Below are 18,744 nucleotides of genomic sequence, written 5' to 3' on the forward strand. Positions count from 1 at the left end.
ACGTCCCTGCGCCCCTGCGGGTCCTGGGCGGGGCCGAGCAGTGTCGGGGTGTCGAACCCGGCCAGCACCTCGCCCCAGGCGGCGCGGGCGGCGCTGACGTCCCGCGTCGCCAGCCAGTTGACGAAGCTCCGGTACGGCACCGCGGCCGGGAGTCGCTGGCCGTGGTAGGCGGCGAAGATCTCGTGCAGCAGGATCGGCAGCGACCAGCCGTCCATCACGATGTGGTGGTTGGTCAGGATCAGCCGGTGCCGCTGGTCGCCGGTACGGATCAGCGCGACACGCACCGGCGGTTGGTGCGCGAGGTCGCAGACCGCGACACGTTCGGCGGCCCGCAGCCGCCGGATCTCGGCGTCGTCCGCGGTGTCGACGAGCTGCCAGGCGATCTCGGGATCGGCGGGGACGATCTGCACGGGTTCGTCCAGACCGGCTGTGAATCGGGCGGCCAGGTGCGGATGCCGCGCCATGACGGTCCGGACCGCGGCGCGCAGCCGCTCGGCGTCCAGAGCGCCGGTGATGGTCAGATCGAGTTGCACCGCATACAGATCCGCGTCGACGTCGGCGGCATCGGCATGGAACAGCAGGCCCTGCTGCAGCGGCGTCAGGGGCAGGATGTCGGCGATCCGGTGTTGCTCCTGGAGCTCGTCGATCTGGGTCTGGCTCAGGCGTGCGGGTGCGATATCCGACGGTGTGAGCCCACCTCCGCCGTTGCGGACGTGCGCGCAGATGCCCTGCAGCGCCTCGAACCACAGCCGGCTCAACCGGCCGACCTGCTCGTCGTCGAGGATCGAGGGGGCCCACGTCCAGTTGGCATGCAGCTGCGGCCCGTTCGCCCCGTCCACCGTGGCGGCGTTGAGTTCCACGGTGTGCATGAGCGGCATCGGGACCGCGGCACTGGCGGCCGTCGCGTCCGAGGAGCCGTCGGTGGCGATTCGCCACAGTTCGCCGGGCAGTTCCACCCCGCCGCCGAGGCGGCCCAGATAGTTGAAACCGATCGGCGGCTCCGCGCCGTCGAGGTCGACGTCGTCGTTGAGGTAGCGCAACAGTCCGTAGCTCAGCCCGTCGGGGTGTGCCCGCAGCTGTTCCTTGGCATTCTTGAGCAGCGCACCCAGACCGTCGTCACCGGAAACGACCCGCGACCAGGGCAGGTCACCGAGATCGAGGGACACCGGGTACTTGGTGGTGAACCAGCCGACGGTGCGGCTTAAATCGATATCGACGGACAGTTCCTCGTGGCGGCCGTGTCCTTCGACGTCGATGGCGATGGTGGAGTCCCCGACGAATTCCGCTGCGGCCAGCGCGAATCCGAGCAGCAGGATGTCGTGGATGCCGGCGTGGAACGCGGCCGGTGCGTCGCGCAGCAGGGTTTCCACGATGTCCGCGTCATCCAGCGATACCGACAGCCGGCCTGCGGTCTCATAGGTGTCGGCAGCGGTGGGCAGCGCGGCGGGGGCCGACGCGACCCGCCGCCAGGTGTCGGCGTCGGCGAGCACGCCGGCGCTGTGCGCGTGCTCGGCGAGCAGCTCCGACCATCGGGCGAACGAGGTTCCGCTGACCGGCAGGGCGGCGGGCTGCCCGTGGTGGTGCCGGCCCCAGGCAACGTTGAGGTCTTCCAGCAGGATTCGCCACGACACCCCGTCCACGGCGAGGTGGTGCACGATCAGCACCAGCTGGCCGGTGCGGCGCGCCCACAGCGCACGCAGCATCGCCCCGTGCCGCGGGTCGAGCTGCGATCGTGCCGCGAGGACCGCGGCCTCGGACACCTCGTCCACCACGTGCAGGCAGTTCGCGGCGGGCACCGCGCCGGGCTCGGGGACCCGCAGGGCGTCGCCGTCGGCGCGCAGCCGCAGCATGGCGTGCCGGTCCAGCAGTGCCTGCAGCAGCACCACGACATCGGCCTCGGTGGCAGCCGGCGGCGCCTGCAGCACGACGGTCTGGTTGAACTCGTCGGTCGGTCCGTCGACATCGCCCAGCCACCGCATGATCGGGGTCGCGACGACCGGGCCCACACCGGGGTCGGTCACGGCCTCGCCGTCGGCGACGCCGACCACCAGCGCCAGCCGGGCCACCGTCTGCTCGACGAAGATGTCGCGCGGACGGCAGGTCAGCCCGGCCGCCCGGGCGCGGGCCACCGCCTGCATCGACATGATGCTGTCGCCGCCCAACTCGAAGAACGAATCGTCCACCCCGACGCGGTCCAGTCCGAGGACTTCGGCGTAGATGCCGGCCAGCAGTTCCTCGACGGCGGTGCCGGGTGCCCGGTACCGGTCGGGCTGGTCATAGGTGGGCGCGGGCAGTGCCCGCTTGTCCAGTTTGCCGTTGGGTGTCAGCGGCAGCGTGTCGATGGGGATCACCGCGGCCGGCACCATGTACCCGGGCAGCTGGGTGGTCAGCGCGGCCCGGGCCGCACCCGGATCGGTGCAGCCGGTGACGTATCCGACGAGCCGCTTGTCCCCCGGCCGGTCCTCGCGGGCGACGACGACCGCCTGGTCGACCCCGTCGACCGCGGCCAGCGCCGTCTGCACATCGCCGAGTTCGATTCGGAAACCCCGGATCTTGACCTGTTCGTCGGCCCGGCCCAGATACTGCAGCTGTCCGTCGGCACCCCAGCGCACCAGGTCGCCGGTCCGGTACATCCGTTGTCCGGCACCGGCGAACGGGCATGCCACGAAACGGGTTCCGGTCAGCTCACCCCGTTTGACGTAGCCGGCCGCGACACCGGTTCCGGCGATGTACAACTCACCGACCACGCCGATCGGTACGGGGCGCAGCCATTCGTCGAGGACGAAGGACGCCGCGCCGGGCACCGGGGCGCCGATGGGCACCGCGCGCGTCGCCGTCTCCGATGCCGCCCGCAGCGGGGCGCTGACCGTCGCATAGATGGTGCCCTCGGTGGGCCCGTAGGCGTTGATCATCGTGACGCGGGGCGCCCAGCGATCGACGAGTTCGGCCGGGCAGGCCTCACYGGCCACCACCAGTGTCGTGACGTCCAGCCCGTCCGGTGACAACATCAGTGCCGCCGAGGGGGTTTGAGTCAGCACGGTGACGTGTTCGGCCACCAGCAGGGCGTGCAGATCCTCCGGGGAGCGGGCCACCCATTCGGGGACGATGACCAGCCGTCCGCCGCGCAGCAGCGCGCCGAAGATCTCCCACACCGACACGTCGAAGGCCAGCGAATGCCACTGGCTCCACACGCCCACCGGGGCCAGGCCGTCCCCGGCGGCGCCGAGCAGCCCGATGGCATTGCGGTGCGTGACGGCGACGCCCTTGGGCACACCGGTGGTGCCCGAGGTGTAGATCAGGTATGCGATGTCCGCGGCCGACGGACCGGGCAGCGCCGTGGCGGGCTGCGCGAGCAAGGCGGGGTCGTCGAGGTCGAGCACGGTGATGTCCGGTCCGGCCAGATCCGCGGTGGCCAGCACCGCCACCGGAGTGGCATCGCCGAGCACGAAGTCGATCCGGGCAGCAGGCAGCGCCGGGTCGATCGGCAGATAGGCCGCACCGGTCTTGAGTACCGCGAGGATCGCGGTGATCGCCTCGGCCGAGCGGTGGAACAGCAGCGCGACCGTCCGGCCGGGGGCCGCACCGCGGTCGGACAGCTGATGCGCCAACCGATTCGACAGGGCATCGAGTTCGGCGTAGGTCCAGCAGCGGCCCTCGTCGGTGAGCGCGACCGCATCCGGGGTGCGGGCGGCCTGCGCGCTGAACGACTCCGACAACGAGACCGGCGCATCCGGCGCACCGTCGAGTGCCGCGCGGTGCCCGAGTTCGTCGAGGCGCGCGCGCTCGGGCTCGTCGAGCAGGCTCACCGCCGACAGCGGGCGGTCCGGGTCGGCGGTGGCGGCGGTCAGCATGCGCTCCAGCCGCCCGATCAGGGTTTCGACGGTGCCGGCGTCGAACACATCGGTGCGGAACTCCACCTCGCCGCCGATACCGGCGGGCGCTCCGGTGTCGGTCCACCGCTCGGCCAGGGAGAAGGTGAGGTCCATCCGGGCGGACTGCGTGCTCAACGGAACCGGAGCGACATCAACGCCTTTCAGTCCGGGTCCGGCGGCGGCGTCGTTGTGTCCGGCGAAGTTCTGCCAGGCCAGCATGACCTGCACCAGGGGGTGATGGGTGAGGCTGCGGGCCGGGTTGAGGCGCTCGACGAGCACCTCGAACGGGACGTCCTGATTCTCGAAGGCCTCCAGGCTGCGGGTGCGGACCCGCGCCAGCAGATCGGCGAAGCTGGGATCGTCGGAGACGTCGGCGCGCAGCACCATGGTGTTGACGAAGAAGCCGACCAGGTCATCGAGCTTGGTATCGCGCCGACCGGCGATCGGGAATCCCACGGCCACATCGGAACTCGCGGTGACCTTCGCCAGCAGAGCCATCAGAGCGCTCTGCACCACCATGAACGGCGTCGCGTTGTGCTGGCGGGCCACCCGGGCGATCTGCTCCTGCAGGCCGGCGGGCCAGTGCACGCTCACGGTGTCACCGGCCATGTCGGCGATCAGCGGGTAGGGCCGGTCGGTGGGCAGCTCAAGGCGCTCGGGCATCTCGGCAAGCGTTTGCTCCCAGTAGTCCAGCTGCGCCGCGACCCGGCTCTGGCTGTCCTGCAGATCGCCGAATTGGGCGCGCTGCCAGAGGGTGTAGTCGACGTACTGGACCGGCAGCGGCTCCCAGTCCGGGGCGTGGCCGGCGCACCGGTCGGCGTAGGCCAGGCTCAGGTCGGCGACCAGCGGCCGCAGCGACCAGCCGTCCGCGGCGATGTGGTGCAGCACGGTGACCAGGACGTGGTCGTCGGCGCTGATGCGGAACAGCTGGGCGCGCAGCGGGATGTCGACGGACAGGTCGAAGGTCCGGCGGGCCGCCTCCTGCAGCCCCGCATCGAGCCTGCCCGGCGACCACCCGCTCGCATCAACGATGTGCCAACCGAAATCGGCGCGCTCGGCCGGGATCACCACCTGCTGCGGGGTGCCGGCCGGCGCCACGAACAGCGTGCGCAGGCTTTCGTGCCGGGTGACCACATCGGCCAGGGCGGCCTCCAGCGCGTCGACGTCCAGCGGGCCGGTGCAGCGCAGGGCGACGGCCATGTTGTACACCGCCGACGGGCCCTGCACCTGGTCGACGAGCCACAACCTGTTCTGCGCGAACGACAGCGGGATCTCGGTGGGTCGTTGCGCCACCACCAGCGGTTCGCGCCGGACCGCACCGTGATCCACACGCTGCGCCAGCTGCGCGACGGTGGGCGCCTCGAACACCGCCCGGACCGGCAGGTCGATATCGAGGGCGGCGTTGATCTCGGCGATCAGCCGCATGCTGGACAGCGAATCCCCGCCGAGGTCGAAGAACGAGTCCTCCACGCCGACCCGGTCGAGGCCGAGCACGCGGGCGAAGACACCCGCCAGGACCTCCTCGGCGAGGTTGGCCGGTGCCCGCTGCGGGCCYGCCGCGTAATCGGGCTCCGGGAGGGCGCGCACGTCGAGCTTGCCGCTGACGGTGACGGGCAGCGCCTCGATCCGCGCCACCGCGGAGGGCACCATGTAGGCCGGAAGCCGTTGCGCCAGCACCGCGCGGGCCTCGGCGGCGTCCGCGGTGCCGGTGATGTAGCCGACCAGGCGCCGGCGACCGGCATCGTCGGCCCGCACGACCACCACGGCCTGGTCGACCCCGTCGACCGCGGCCAGCGCGGACCGCACCTCGCCGAGTTCGATGCGGTAACCGCGGATCTTCACCTGCTCGTCGGCGCGGCCCAGATACTGCAGCTGCCCGTCGGGGCCCCAGCGAACCAGGTCCCCGGTGCGGTACATCCGTTGCCCCGCGGTCCCGAACGGGCACGGCAGGAACCGTGTCGCGGTGAGGGCAGACCGGTTCCAGTAGCCGACGCTGACCCCGTCACCGGCGACGTACAGTTCGCCGACGGCTCCGGGCCGCACGGGTTGCAGCCCGTCATCGAGCACGAACAGGGCGGCACCGCGTGGCGGCGCACCGATCGGCGGGACCCCGGACCCCGGGTGCAGCGGCGTGCTGGCCGAGGCCCAGATGGTGGTCTCGGTCGGGCCGTACAGGTTGACCATGACCCGGCCGGTCTGCGCCGTCCAGCGGTCCACCAGTTCCGGTGGGCAGGCCTCGGCGCCGATCATCAGCGCCACCGATTCCAGGCCGTCGGTGGGCAGCATCGCTGCGGCCGAAGGTGTCTGGCACAGCACGGTCACGCCTTCACGGACCAGGATGTCGTGGAACTCGGTGGCCGCGCGGGCGGCCTCGTCGGGTACCACCACCAGACGGGCGCCGTGCAGCAGGGCGCCCCAGATCTCCCACACCGAGAAATCGAAAGCATAGGAGTGGAACTGCGACCACACCTGTTCGGAGGTCAGGTCGATACCGATCTGCACGTCGTCGAACAGCTGGGTCAAATTGCGGTGGGCAAGCGCAACGCCTTTGGGCCTGCCGGTGGTCCCGGAGGTGTACATGACATAGGCGATGTCATCGGGGTGCGGTCCGGGCAGCTCGGAGACCTCCGCGAGGTGCGCGGCGTGCACATCGATGATCCGGAGGTCGTGACCGTCGAACCGGTCGGCGAGGCCGGCAGTGGTGACCGCGGCCACCGGCGCGGTGTCGGAGACCATGAACGCGATGCGCGCCGACGGCATCACCGGATCCATCGGCAGGTACGCGGCCCCCGATTTCAGCACGGCCAGGATCGCCACCACGGCCTCGGCGGAGCGCGGAACCAGCAGCGCCACCGTGCGGCCGGGTCCGGCACCGGCTGTCACCAGCCGTTGCGCCAACCGGTCGGAGGCATCGTCCAGTTCGGCGTAGGTGAGCGAGATGTCACCGCACACCACGGCCACCCGATGCGGCGCCCGGGTGACCTGGCCGCGGAACCGGTCGGGGATCGTGGTGGCGGTCAGCGACCGGCTCAGCGCCGCCCGGTTACCCCAGCGGTCCAGCGTGACCTGCTCTTCGATGTCCGCGGCGGTGAGATCCGACAACGGCCGCTCCGGTTCGGTCGTCATCGCGAGCAGCACCCGGGTGAATCGTTCGGTCAGCGCGGTGATGTCCTCKGCGCCGAACACCTCGGTGTCGTACTCGATGCGCAGCGTCAGATCCCGGCCGGGCTGGGCCTGCACGGTGAGGGGGTAATGGCTGGACTCCCGGGTGCTGACGTCGGTGACGCTCAGCTCGTGATCACCGGACAGTGCGGCGGTGTCCACCGGATAGTTCTCGTAGGCGAACATGGTGTCGAAGAGCTGGTCGTGCCCGGTGACCCGGTGAATGTCGTTGAGCGACAGATGCTGCTGGTCGAGGGTGTCGTTGTACGCACCGTGCAGCTGCTCGAGYAGGTCGACGGTGGAGGTGGCCGGGGTGATGCGCGCCCGCACCGGCAGCGTGTTGATGAACAGGCCGATCATGGACTGCACGCCGGGGACCTCGGCGGGCCTACCGGACACCGTGGTGCCGAAGGTGACATCGCGACGGCCGGTGAGCCAGCACAGCACCTGCGCGTACCCGGCCTGCAGCACGGTGTTGACGGTGGTGTGCCGGGCCCGCGCCAAAGCGGCCACCGCGTCGGCGATTCCGTCGGCGAGGGTGACGGTGTCCACCCGGCGCGGCCCGGGGCGGGTCCGGACCGCTGGACCCACCAGGGTGGGCTCGTCGAAGCCGGCGAAGAGTTCACCCCACACGGCACGCGCCGCATCGAGGTCACGGCCGGCCAGCCAGGTGAGGTAGCGGCGGTACGGCGTGGCAGCGGGCAGCCGGTGCCCGTGGTAGCCGGCGAAGATCTCCCCCAGCAGGATCGGCATGGACCAGCCGTCCAGCACGATGTGGTGATTGGTCAGCACGAACCGATGGCGTTCTGCCCCAAGCCGGATCAGCGTGGTGCGGAAGACGGTCTTCTCGGTGAGGTCGCAGACCGCGGCGCGCTCGGCCGCGCAGATCCGGTCGACCTCGACCGGATCCGGGTCGGCGGCGAGATCCACCTGCCGCCAGGCCGCGGTGGGCTGGGCGGGGATGATCTGTATCGGCGGCGACGCGTGGAAGCGTGCGGCGAGGTGTGGGTGGCGCTTGACCACGCCGCGCACCGCGGCCCGCAGCCGCTCCGCGTCGAGCGGGCCGGCCAGTTCGATGGCGACCTGCCCGGCGTACAGATCGTCGGTGCCCTCGGCGGTGGTGGCGTGGAACAACAGACCCTGCTGGACCGGTGTCAGCGGCAGCATGTCGGCGATCCGGTAGCGGTGTTGCAGCTCGTCGATCTGCTGCTGGCTCAGCTGCGCGGGGAAGATATCGGACGGGGTGAGGCCACCCCCGCCGGCCCGCACGTGCGCACAGATCCCGGCCAGGGCCTCGAGCCACAGCCGGCTCAGCCGGGAGACCTGCGTCTCGTCGAGTGCCGAGGGCGCCCAGGTCCATCCGGCGTGCAGCCGGGGACCGTCGGCCCCGTCCACCGTCGCGGCGTTGAGTTCCAGGGTGTGCATGAGCGGCATGGCGATGGCCGAGGCCGATTCGGTGAGCGACCAGTCTTCGCTCGGCCGCCACAGCTCGGAGAGGTCCGACGTGCCCGTCTGCCGCCCCAGATAGTTGAAGCCGATGGTCGGCTCGGGCGCCGTCAGGTGGACCTCATCGTTGAGATAGCGCAGGAGGCCGTAGCTCAGCGCGTCGGGCAGGGCCCGCAACTGTTCCTTGGCGTCCTTGATCACCGCGCCGAGTGCCGTGTCACCGGAGATGATCTGCGCCCAGGACAGCTCCCCCGCGCTCAGTTCGAGGGCCACCGGGGACTTCGTGGTGAACCAGCCGACGGTGCGGGACAGATCGAGATCGGCGGCGAGTTCCTCGTGGCGGCCGTGGCCCTCGACGTCGATGGCGATCGACGTCTGGGCGGTGAACTCCGCCGCGGCCAGGGCGAACCCGATCAGGAGGATGTCCTGGATCCCGGTATGGAACGCTGCCGGTGCGGCGGTCAGCAGGATGTCGGTGGTCTCGGTGTCCAGCTGTGCCGACATCCGGCCGGCGGTGGCGAAGGTGTCGGTGTCCGGACGTAGCGCGGGGAGCACCGAGGGTGTCTGCGCGACCCGCTGCCATGTCTCGGTGTGCGCGACGATCTCCGGCCGGTGCGCATGGTCGGTGAGCACCGCCGCCCACCGCTGGATCGAGGTGCCGCCGGCGGGCAGCTGTACCGGCTCCCCGGTCTGCAGCTGGGACCAGGCGATGTTGATGTCTTCCAGCAGGATTCGCCAGGACGCGGCATCGACCGCCAGGTGATGGATCATCACCGCCAGCTGTCCGGTGCTGGGTACCCACAGTGCGCGCAGCATCGCACCGGTGGCGGGGTCGAGTCCCGACCGGGCGTCGGCGAGTACCTCGTCGGTGAGGGCGCCGGCGTTGTGCAGGCAGTCGCGCGCGTCCACCGTTCCCGGTGGGTCCACCTGCAGGCCGGTGAGCTCACTGACCCGCAGCCGCAGCGCGCCGTGCCGGTCCAGCAGGGTCTGCAGCACCGCCAGCACATCGGCTTCGATGGCGCCCGCCGGCGCCTGCACCAGCATCGTCTGGTTGAACTCGGCGGTCGGTCCGTCAACCTCGTTGAGCCACCGCATGATCGGGGTCGCCGGCATCGGCCCGAAGCCCTCGTCGGCGACGGTATCGGTCTGGGCCGTCTCGACCACCCGGGCCAGCCGGGCCACCGTCTGTTCGACGAAGATGTCCCGGGTCCGGCAGGTCAGTCCGGCGGCCCGGGCCCGCGTCACGACCTGCATCGAGGAGATGCTGTCGCCGCCGAGATCGAAGAACGACTCGTCGACGCCCACCCGGTCGGCGCCGAGCACGTCGGCGTAGATGCCGGCCAGGACTTCCTCGACCGTGTTGCTCGGCGCCGCGTACTCGCCGCTGGTGTACTCGGGGGCCGGCAACGCACGCACATCGAGCTTGCCGTTGGGGGTGAGTGGCAGTTCGGCAACGGTGATCACCGCCGCCGGGATCATGTACCCCGGAAGGGTGTCGGCGAGCCCGGCGCGCACCGCCGCCGGGTCGGCCGTGCCGGTGATGTAACCGACCAGGCGTTTGTCCCCTGGGCGGTCCTCACGGGCGATCACCACCGCCTGGTCCACCCCGGTCCGGCCCGCCAAAGCGGTTTGCACATCGCCCAATTCGATCCGGTAGCCGCGAATCTTCACCTGCTCATCGGCACGACCGAGATAGTCCAGCTGTCCGTCGGCGCGCCACCGCACCAGATCCCCGGTGCGGTACATCCGCGCGCCGGCACCGGCGAACGGGCACGCCACGAACCGCGCGGCACTCAGCCCGCCACGGTTCACATAGCCGGCCGCCACGCCGCCTCCGGCGATGTACAGCTCACCGATCACGCCGGCCGGGACCGGCCGCAGCCAGGCGTCGAGCACGAACAGCGCGGCGCCGCCGGCCGGGGATCCGATCGGCACGACCGCCGTCGGCTCCGGTGTCAGTGGCGCGCTGATGGATGCGTAGATGGTGCCCTCGGTGGGACCGTAGGCGTTGATCACCGTTCTCGGCGCCCAGCGGTCGACCAGTTCGGCCGGGCAGGCCTCGCCGGCCACCACCAGTGTCACCCCGTCGAGACCGTCCGGCGCGAGAGCACCTGCCGCCGAGGGAGTCTGGCTCAGGACGTTCACCTGCTCGTCGAGGAGCAGTGTGCGCAGGTCCTCGGGTGCGCGTGCCACCGATTCGGGGATCACCACCAGTCGTCCGCCCTGCAGCAGTGCACCGAAGATCTCCCAGACCGAGACGTCGAAGGCCAGCGAGTGCCACTGCGACCAGACTCCGGTGCGGGGCAGCCCGGAATCCGGTGCGGTCAGCAGCACTGTCACGTTGCGGTGGCTGACGGCAACGCCTTTGGGCACGCCGGTGGTGCCCGAGGTGTAGATCAGGTACGCCAGATCGTCGGCGGCAGGTGCCGGCAGCGCGGTGTTGGGGTGATCGGCGACGGCGGCGTCGTGCACGTCGATGATGACGCCGTCATAGTCGGTCAGTTGTGCGCTGAGTGCGGCGGTGGTGACGACGGCCACCGGTGCGGCATCGCCTAGTACCACCGTGATCCGGGCCGGCGGCAGCGCCGGGTCGAGCGGCAGATAGGCGGCACCGGATTTGAGCACCGCCAGGATCGTGATGATCGCCTCGGCGGAACGTGGCATCAGAAGGGCCACCGTCCGCCCGGGCCGGGCCCCTTGTGCGGTGAGCAGATTCGCCATCCGGTTGGCGGCGTCGTCCAGTTCGGCGTAGGTCAGCGACCGGCCGTCGGTCCATCCCCCGTCGCTCCGCTCGCCCCGGCAACGCAGCGCCACCGCATCCGGGGCGCGGGTGACCGCGGCGGTGAACAGTTCCGGTATCGACGCGTCCGGGACGGCCCGGGTGAAAACGTCGCGGTGGCTCAGCGCGTCGAGGCGTTCCCGTTCGGCGTCGTCGAGCAGGTCCACCGCCGACAGCGCCAGGGCGGGCGCGGCGGTGGTGGCGGCCAGCACCCGCTCAAGGCGGTCGATCAGGGTCTCGATGGTGGCGGCATCGAACACATCCGTGCGGTATTCGACGGTGCCGCCGATCCCGGCCGGCTCGCCGTCCTCGGTCCACAACTCGCCCAGGGAGAAGGTGAGGTCCATGCGCGCGGTCTTGGTGTCCACCGGCAGCCGTTCGATCTGCAGCCCGCCCAGCGCCAGACCCGAGGTGGTCTGCCGGTGACCGGGCAGGTTCTGCCAGGCGAGCAGCACCTGCACCAGCGGATGATGGCTCAGGTTGCGGGTCGGGTTGAGCCGCTCCACGAGCACGTCGAAGGACACGTCCTGGTTCTCGTAGGCGGCCAGGCTGCGCTGCTGCACCTGCGCCAGCAGGTCGGCGAAGGTGGGGTCGCCGTCGATCTCGACCCGCAGCACCAGGGTGTTGACGAAGAATCCGACCAGGTCGTCGAGTGCGGCGTCGCGGCGGCCCGCGACCGGAACACCGACTGCCACATCGGAGGTCGCGCCGATCTTGCTCAGCAGCAGGGTGAGCGCCGTCTGCACCACCATGAAGCTGGTCGCGTTGTGTTCGCGGGCGATCCGGGCGATGCGGCGCTGCAACTCGGCGGGCCAGGCGACCGTGACGACGGCTCCGCGCTGCCCGGCGACCAGGGGGTAGAGACGGTCGGTGGGCAGCTGCAGCCGCTCGGGCAGGCCGGCCAGCGCGCTCTCCCAGTAGGCCAGTTGCCCGGCGATGGCGCTGTCCGCGGTGTCCAGTTCGCCGAATTGTGCTCGCTGCCAGAGGGTGTAGTCCACGTACTGCACCGGTAGCGGCACCCAGTCCGGGGCCTGCCCGGCGCTGCGGCTTGCGTAGGCCACGCTGAGGTCCCGGGCCAGCGGTGTCATCGACCAGCCGTCGGCGGCGATGTGGTGTACCGCCGCCACCAGTACGTGCACATCGGGTTGTACCCGGAAGAGACTGGCCCGCAGGGGGATCTCGGCGGACAGGTCGAAGGCGTAGCGCGCGGCGGCGCCGACCGCCTCATCCAGCCGGCCTGCCGGCCAGTCGGTGGCATCGGTGAACTGCCAACCACATTCGGCCCGGTCGGCCGGCAGCACCACCTGCTGCGGTATCCCGTCGGGTGCCACCAGCAGGGTGCGCAGGCTCTCGTGCCGGGCGATGACATCGTTCAGCGCGGCGTGCAGCGCATCGATGTCGAGGTCGCCGCGTAGCCGCAGTGTCGTCGCCATGTTGTACACCGCCGACGGGCCCTGCAACTGCTCGAGGAACCACAACCTGTTCTGCGCGAACGACAGCGGGATGACCGCGGGACGTTCGCCGGCCACCAGCGGCTCCAGTCGCCCGGCGTCCTCGCCGATGCGCGGTGCCAGCTCCGCGACGGTGGGCGCCTCGAAGATGGTGCGCACCGCGAGGTTGGCGTGCAGGCTGCTGTTGATGGCGGCGATCAGCCGCATGGCGGTGATGCTGTCACCGCCGAGGTCGAAGAAGGAATCGTCGGAACCGACTCGCTCCACGCCGAGAAGCTGGGCATAGATACCGGCCAGGATCTCTTCGACGGCGCCGGTCGGGGCGCGGTACACCCCGGCGGCGTAATCGGGCGCCGGTAGCGCCCGGGTGTCGAGTTTGCCGTTGGCGGTGAGCGGCAGCGCCGCCAGCACCACGATGGCGGCGGGAACCATATAGCCAGGCAGCCGGGTACTGAGCGCGGTACGCACATCCACCGGGTCCACGGTGCCGGTGAGGTAACCGACCAGGCGCTTGTCCCCGGGACGGTCTTCACGGGCGATGACGACAGCCTGGTCCACCCCGGCGACGTCCGCCAAAGCGGTCTGCACATCGCCCAATTCGATGCGGTAACCGCGGATCTTCACCTGCTCATCGGCGCGGCCCAGGTAATCCAGCTGACCGTCGGCACGCCAGCGCACCAGGTCCCCGGTGCGATACATCCGCTCGCCCGCGCCGGCGAACGGGCACGCCACGAAGTGCGAGCCGGTCAGCGATCCGCGGCCCAGATAACCTGCGCCCAGTCCGGCACCGGCCACATACAGTTCGCCGACCACGCCGACCGGCACCGGTCGCAGCCAGGCGTCCAGCACGAACAGCGCGGCGTGCGGGACCGGTGACCCGATCGGCACATTGCCCGGCTCGGCGCCCAGCGGGGCGCTGATCGTGACGCACATGGTGGTCTCGGTGGGGCCGTAGGCGTTCAGCATGGTTCGCCCCCCGGAGGTCCACTTCTGCACCACCTCCGGTGAGCAGGCCTCGCCGACGGCGACCAGCACGGTCGATTCCAGCCCTTCGGTCGGTAGCACCGCTGCGGCCGAAGGGGTTTGGGTGAGTACGGTGACGCCCTCGGCGACGACCACCGCGTGCAGTTGCTCGACATCCGGGACCACCACGACACGGCCGCCGCGCAGCAGCGGCGCGAAGATCTCCCAGACGGACACGTCGAAGGCCAGCGAGTGCGCGTGGCTCCACACCGACCCCTCGGGCAGCCCGCGGTGCGGTGCGCCGAGCAGCTGGCTGACATTGGCGTGGGTCAGCCCGACGCCCTTCGGCACCCCGGTGGTACCCGAGGTGTAGATCAGGTAGGCGAGGTTGTCGGCGGCCGGCACCGGCAGCGGCGTACTGACACCGCCGTCGGGCATGGCGTCGATGTCGATCACCGCGCCACCGAAACCTGGTAGCAGGCCTACGAATTCGTGGTTGGACACCGCGGCGACCGGTGTTGCGTCGGACAGCACGAACGCGATGCGTTCGGCGGGCCAGGCCGGATCGATCGGCAGGTAGGCCGCCCCGGTCTTGAGAATGGCCAACATCGCGGAGATCGCCTCGGCCGAACGCGACAGCAGCAGCGCCACGGTCTGCCCCGGTCCCGCACCGTGCCGGATCAGCAGGTGCGCCAACCGATTCGAGGCGTCGTCGAGGGCTGCGTAGGTGAGCGACCGGTCGCCGCTGACCGCCACCGCGTCGGGGGTGCGCGCGACGTGGCGGCCGAACAGTTCCGGTATCGAGATCGCGGTGGGAGCGCCGTCGAGCGCGGCCATGTTGCCGAACGCGCGCAGCCGTGACATCTCGTCGTCGTCGAGGACATTCAGCGCCGCCAGCGTCCGGGCGGGATCGGCGGTCATCGCCGTCAGCACCCGGCCCAGGCGGTCGACGAGGGCGGTCACGGTTGCCGCGTCGAACACGTCGGTGCGGAACTCGACGATGCCGCCGATGCCGGCGGGGTCTCCGGTGTCCGTCCAGCGTTCGGCGAGGGAGAACGCCAGATCCATGCGCGCGGTTCGGGTGTCGACCGGCAGCGGGCTGATCTCCAGGTCGCCGAGCACCAGCCCGGCAGCGGTATCGGCGTGCTGCCAGGGCAGGTTCTGCCAGCCCAGCATGACCTGGATCAGCGGGTGATGGGTGAGGCTGCGGGCGGGATTGAGCCGTTCGACCAGCACCTCGAACGGCACGTCCTGATGTTCGTAGGCGGCCAGGCTGCTGGTGCGCACCCGGTCCAGCAGATCGGCGACGGACGGATTGCCTGCGAGATCGACCCGCAGCACCAGGGTGTTGACGAAGAAGCCGACGAGATCGTCGAGGGCGGTGTCGGAGCGTCCCGCGATCGGGAATCCCACGGCCACATCGGAGCTGGCGCTCAGCTTTGACAGCAGCACCGCCAGGGCGGCCTGCACGACCATGAAGCTGGTGGCGTTGTGCGCGGTGGCGACCCGGGCGATCTGCTGCTGCAACTCGGCGGGCCAGTCGACATCGACGGTGGCGCCGCGGTGGTCCGCCACCGCCGGGTACGGGCGGTCCGTAGGCAGATCGAGGTGCTCCGGTATCCCGGTCAGGGCCTCTTCCCAGTACCCCAGCTGCTCGCTGATCGGGCTGTCCGGGTCGCCGAGCTCACCCAGTTCGCCGCGCTGCCACAGGGTGTAATCGACGTACTGCACCGACAGCGGTTCCCACTGTGGCGGTTTCCCGGCGGACCGGCTCGCGTAGGCGGTGCCCAGGTCGGTGACCAAGGGCCGCAGCGACCATCCGTCGGCCGCGATGTGGTGTACCACGGCCACCAGCAGGTGCTCCTCCGCAGCGACACGGAAAAGACCGGCGCGCAGCGGTATCTCGGACGCCAGGTCGAAGGCGTACTGGGCCACCGCACTCACGGCCTCGTCCAGCCGGTCGGCCGTCCAGCCGGTGGCATCGACGGTGTCCCAGCCGATCTCGATGGCGTCGGCCGGGAGAATCACCTGTTGCGGGATGCCCTGCGTCGAGGCGAAGATGGTGCGCAGGCTCTCATGCCGGGCCACCACGTCGGCCATCGCGGCGCGCAGCGCGTCGGTGTCGAGCCGGCCGCGCAGCCGCAGCGCGACGGCGATGTTGTAGATGGGTGACGGGCCCTGTAGCTGGTCGACGATCCACAACCGGTTCTGCGCGAAGGACAATGGGATCGCCGGCGGTCGCTCGACCGGCACCAGGGGCGCCTTACGGGAACCGCCGAGATCGACCCGCAGTGCCAGCTGTGCGACGGTGGGTGCCTCGAAGACCGTGCGGACCGGCAGGTCGGCGCTCAGCGCGGTGTTGACGGCCGTGATGAGCCGCATGGTGGACAGCGAGTCGCCACCCAGGTCGAAGAACGAGTCGTCGACGCCGACCCGCTCCACACCGAGGGTTTCGGCGAAGATGTCGGCGAGGGTCCGCTCGACCGCCCCGGCGGGCGCCCGGTAGCGGGTGGTCTCGTGGTAATCCGGCGCCGGCAGCGCCCGGGTGTCGAGCTTGCCGTTCACCGTGACCGGCATCTCCGGCACGCCGATCACCGTGGACGGGACCATGTAGCCCGGCAGCCGTTCGGCCAGGGCTGCTCGTGCGGTGAGCGGGTCCGCGGAACCGGTGATGTAACCCACCAGCCGTTTGTCGCCGGGGGTGTCTTCGCGGGCGATGACGACGGCTTGTTCCACGCCCTCCACTGCGGCCAGCGCGGATCGCACCTCGCCGAGTTCGATGCGGTAGCCGCGGACCTTCACCTGCTCATCGGCGCGGCCGAAGTAGTCGAGCTGGCCGTCGGCGCGCCAGGAGACCAGGTCGCCGGTGCGATACATCCGGGTGCCCGGTTCGCCGAACGGGCAGGCCATGAAACGGGTTGCGGTCAAGGAGGTCCGGCGCCAGTACCCGGCTCCCACGCCGCGGCCCGCCAGATACAGCTCGCCGACCACCCCGGGCGGCACCGGCCGCAGCCATTCGTCGAGCACGAAGAACGCGGCGCCCGCGGTCGGGGAACCGATCGGCGGCGCACCGGACCCGGCGGCCAGCGGGGTGCTCTTGCAGGCCCACATGGTGGTCTCGGTCGGGCCGTAGACGTTGACCATGACGCGCCCGGGCGCCCATCGGTCCACGAGTTCCGGCGCGCAGGCCTCCGCGCCGATCACCAGTGCCGCATCCACGCCCTCGGTGGGCAGTACCGCTGCCGCCGAGGGGGTCTGGGTCAGCACGGTGACCTGTTCGCTGATCAGCAGGGCGTGGAAGTCCGGCGCGGAACGGGCGATGTCGTCGGGCACCACGACCAGGCGTCCGCCGTGCAGCAGCGCCGCCCAGATCTCCCACACCGAGAAATCGAAGGCATAGGAGTGGAACTGGGTCCAGACCTGTCCCGGTGAGAGTTCGATACCGATGTCGAGTCCGTCGAACAGCTGGACCACGTTGCCGTGTTTGACGGCAACACCTTTGGGAACGCCGGTGGTGCCGGAGGTGTAGATGATGTGCGCGATGTCCTCGGGGGTGGGTCCGTCGGGCACGGGGGTCGCCGTCACGGCGCGGGTGGGGTCGGCGCAGTCGTCGCATTCGATGACCTGGACGCCGGCAACCCGGCCGGCCAGCGCCGAGGTCGTGAGCACGGCGACCGGGCCGGCGTCGTCGAGCATGAAGTCGATGCGGGCCGGCGGCAGAGCGGGATCCATCGGCAGGTAGGCCGCACCGGATTTGAGCACCGCCAGGATCGCCACGATCGCCTCGGCGGACTTCGGGAACAACAGCGCCACACACCGTCCCGGACCCGCGCCCCGGGCGATGAGCAGTTGTGCCAGGCGGTTGGCGGCCTGGTCCAGATCGGTGTAGGTCAGCGATCGTCCACCGTGCACCACCGCGACGGCATCCGGTGTGCGGGCGACCTGCGCGCTGAATCTGGCCGGTACGGTCGACCCGGCGTAGGGCACGCCCAGGACCGTGCGGTTGCCCCACTGATCGAGCCGGGCACGTTCGCCGTCGTCGAGCAGATCCATCGAGGACAGCCGGCGCTGCGGATCGGTGGTGAGTGCCGAGAGCAACCGCTCCAACCGGCCGACCAGGGCGTGCACGCCTGCGGCATCGAAGATGTCGGTGCGGTATTCGACCGTGACGTCCAGACCGTCGGGGTCGCCGTCGGTGGTCCAGCGCTCCCCCAGCGAGAACGCGAGGTCCATGCGGGCGGTCTCGGTGTCCACCTGCAGCGGGGTGACCTGCAGGTCCCCGAGCGCCAGTCCGGCGGCATCGCCGGGCTGCCAGGCGAAGTTCTGCCAGCCCAGCAGCACCTGGACCAGCGGGTGCCGGGTCAGGCTGCGCGCCGGGTTCAGCCGCTCGACGAGCACTTCGAAGGGCACATCCTGATGCTCATAGGCGGCCAGGCTGCGCCCGCGCACCTGTGCCAGCAGGTCGGAAAAGGTGGGGTCGCCCGCCACGTCGACGCGCAGCACCAGCGTATTGACGAAGAAGCCGACCAGTTCGTCGAGCGCGGTATCGCGCCGCCCGGCGATCGGAAAGCCCACCGCCACATCGGTTGTCGCGCTGATCTCGGCCAGCAGCGCGGCGAACGCCGCCTGGATGACCATGAAGCTGGTGGCGTTGTGTTCGCGGGCCACCCGGCGCACCTGTTGCTGCAGATCGACCGGCCACTGCAGGGCCACCCGGGCACCGTGATGATCGGCCACCGGCGGGTACGGACGGTCGGTGGGAAGCTGCAGCTGCTCAGACATCCCGGCCAGGGCGGTCTCCCAGTAGGCCAGCTGCGCGGCGATCGCGCTCTGATCGTCGTCGAACTCACCCAGTTGGGCGCGCTGCCAGAGCGTGTAGTCGACATACTGGACGGGCAGCGGTGCCCATCCCGGCGCCTGGCCCACATACCTGCTGGCGTAGGCCAATCCGAGATCGCGCACCAGCGGAGTGACCGACCAGCCGTCGGCGGCGATGTGGTGTACGACGGCCACCAGGATGTGTTCGCCGTCGCTGAGCCGGAAGAGTGAGGCATGGAACGGGATGTCGGTG

Annotated in this window: 1 protein-coding gene (only partly in view); it reads right to left on the reverse strand. The window is 70.6% G+C overall.

The window, feature by feature from the left end:
• Positions 1-18,744 carry part of the coding region annotated (locus AC1DTF_RS06220) for a non-ribosomal peptide synthase/polyketide synthase (RefSeq protein ID WP_477473448.1) on the reverse strand (this coding region is incomplete at its 3' end). 9,104 nt of the annotated region lie beyond the right edge of the window, so 18,744 of the 27,848 annotated nt are shown.

Source organism: Mycobacterium sp. P4_H6, assembly GCF_056400845.1.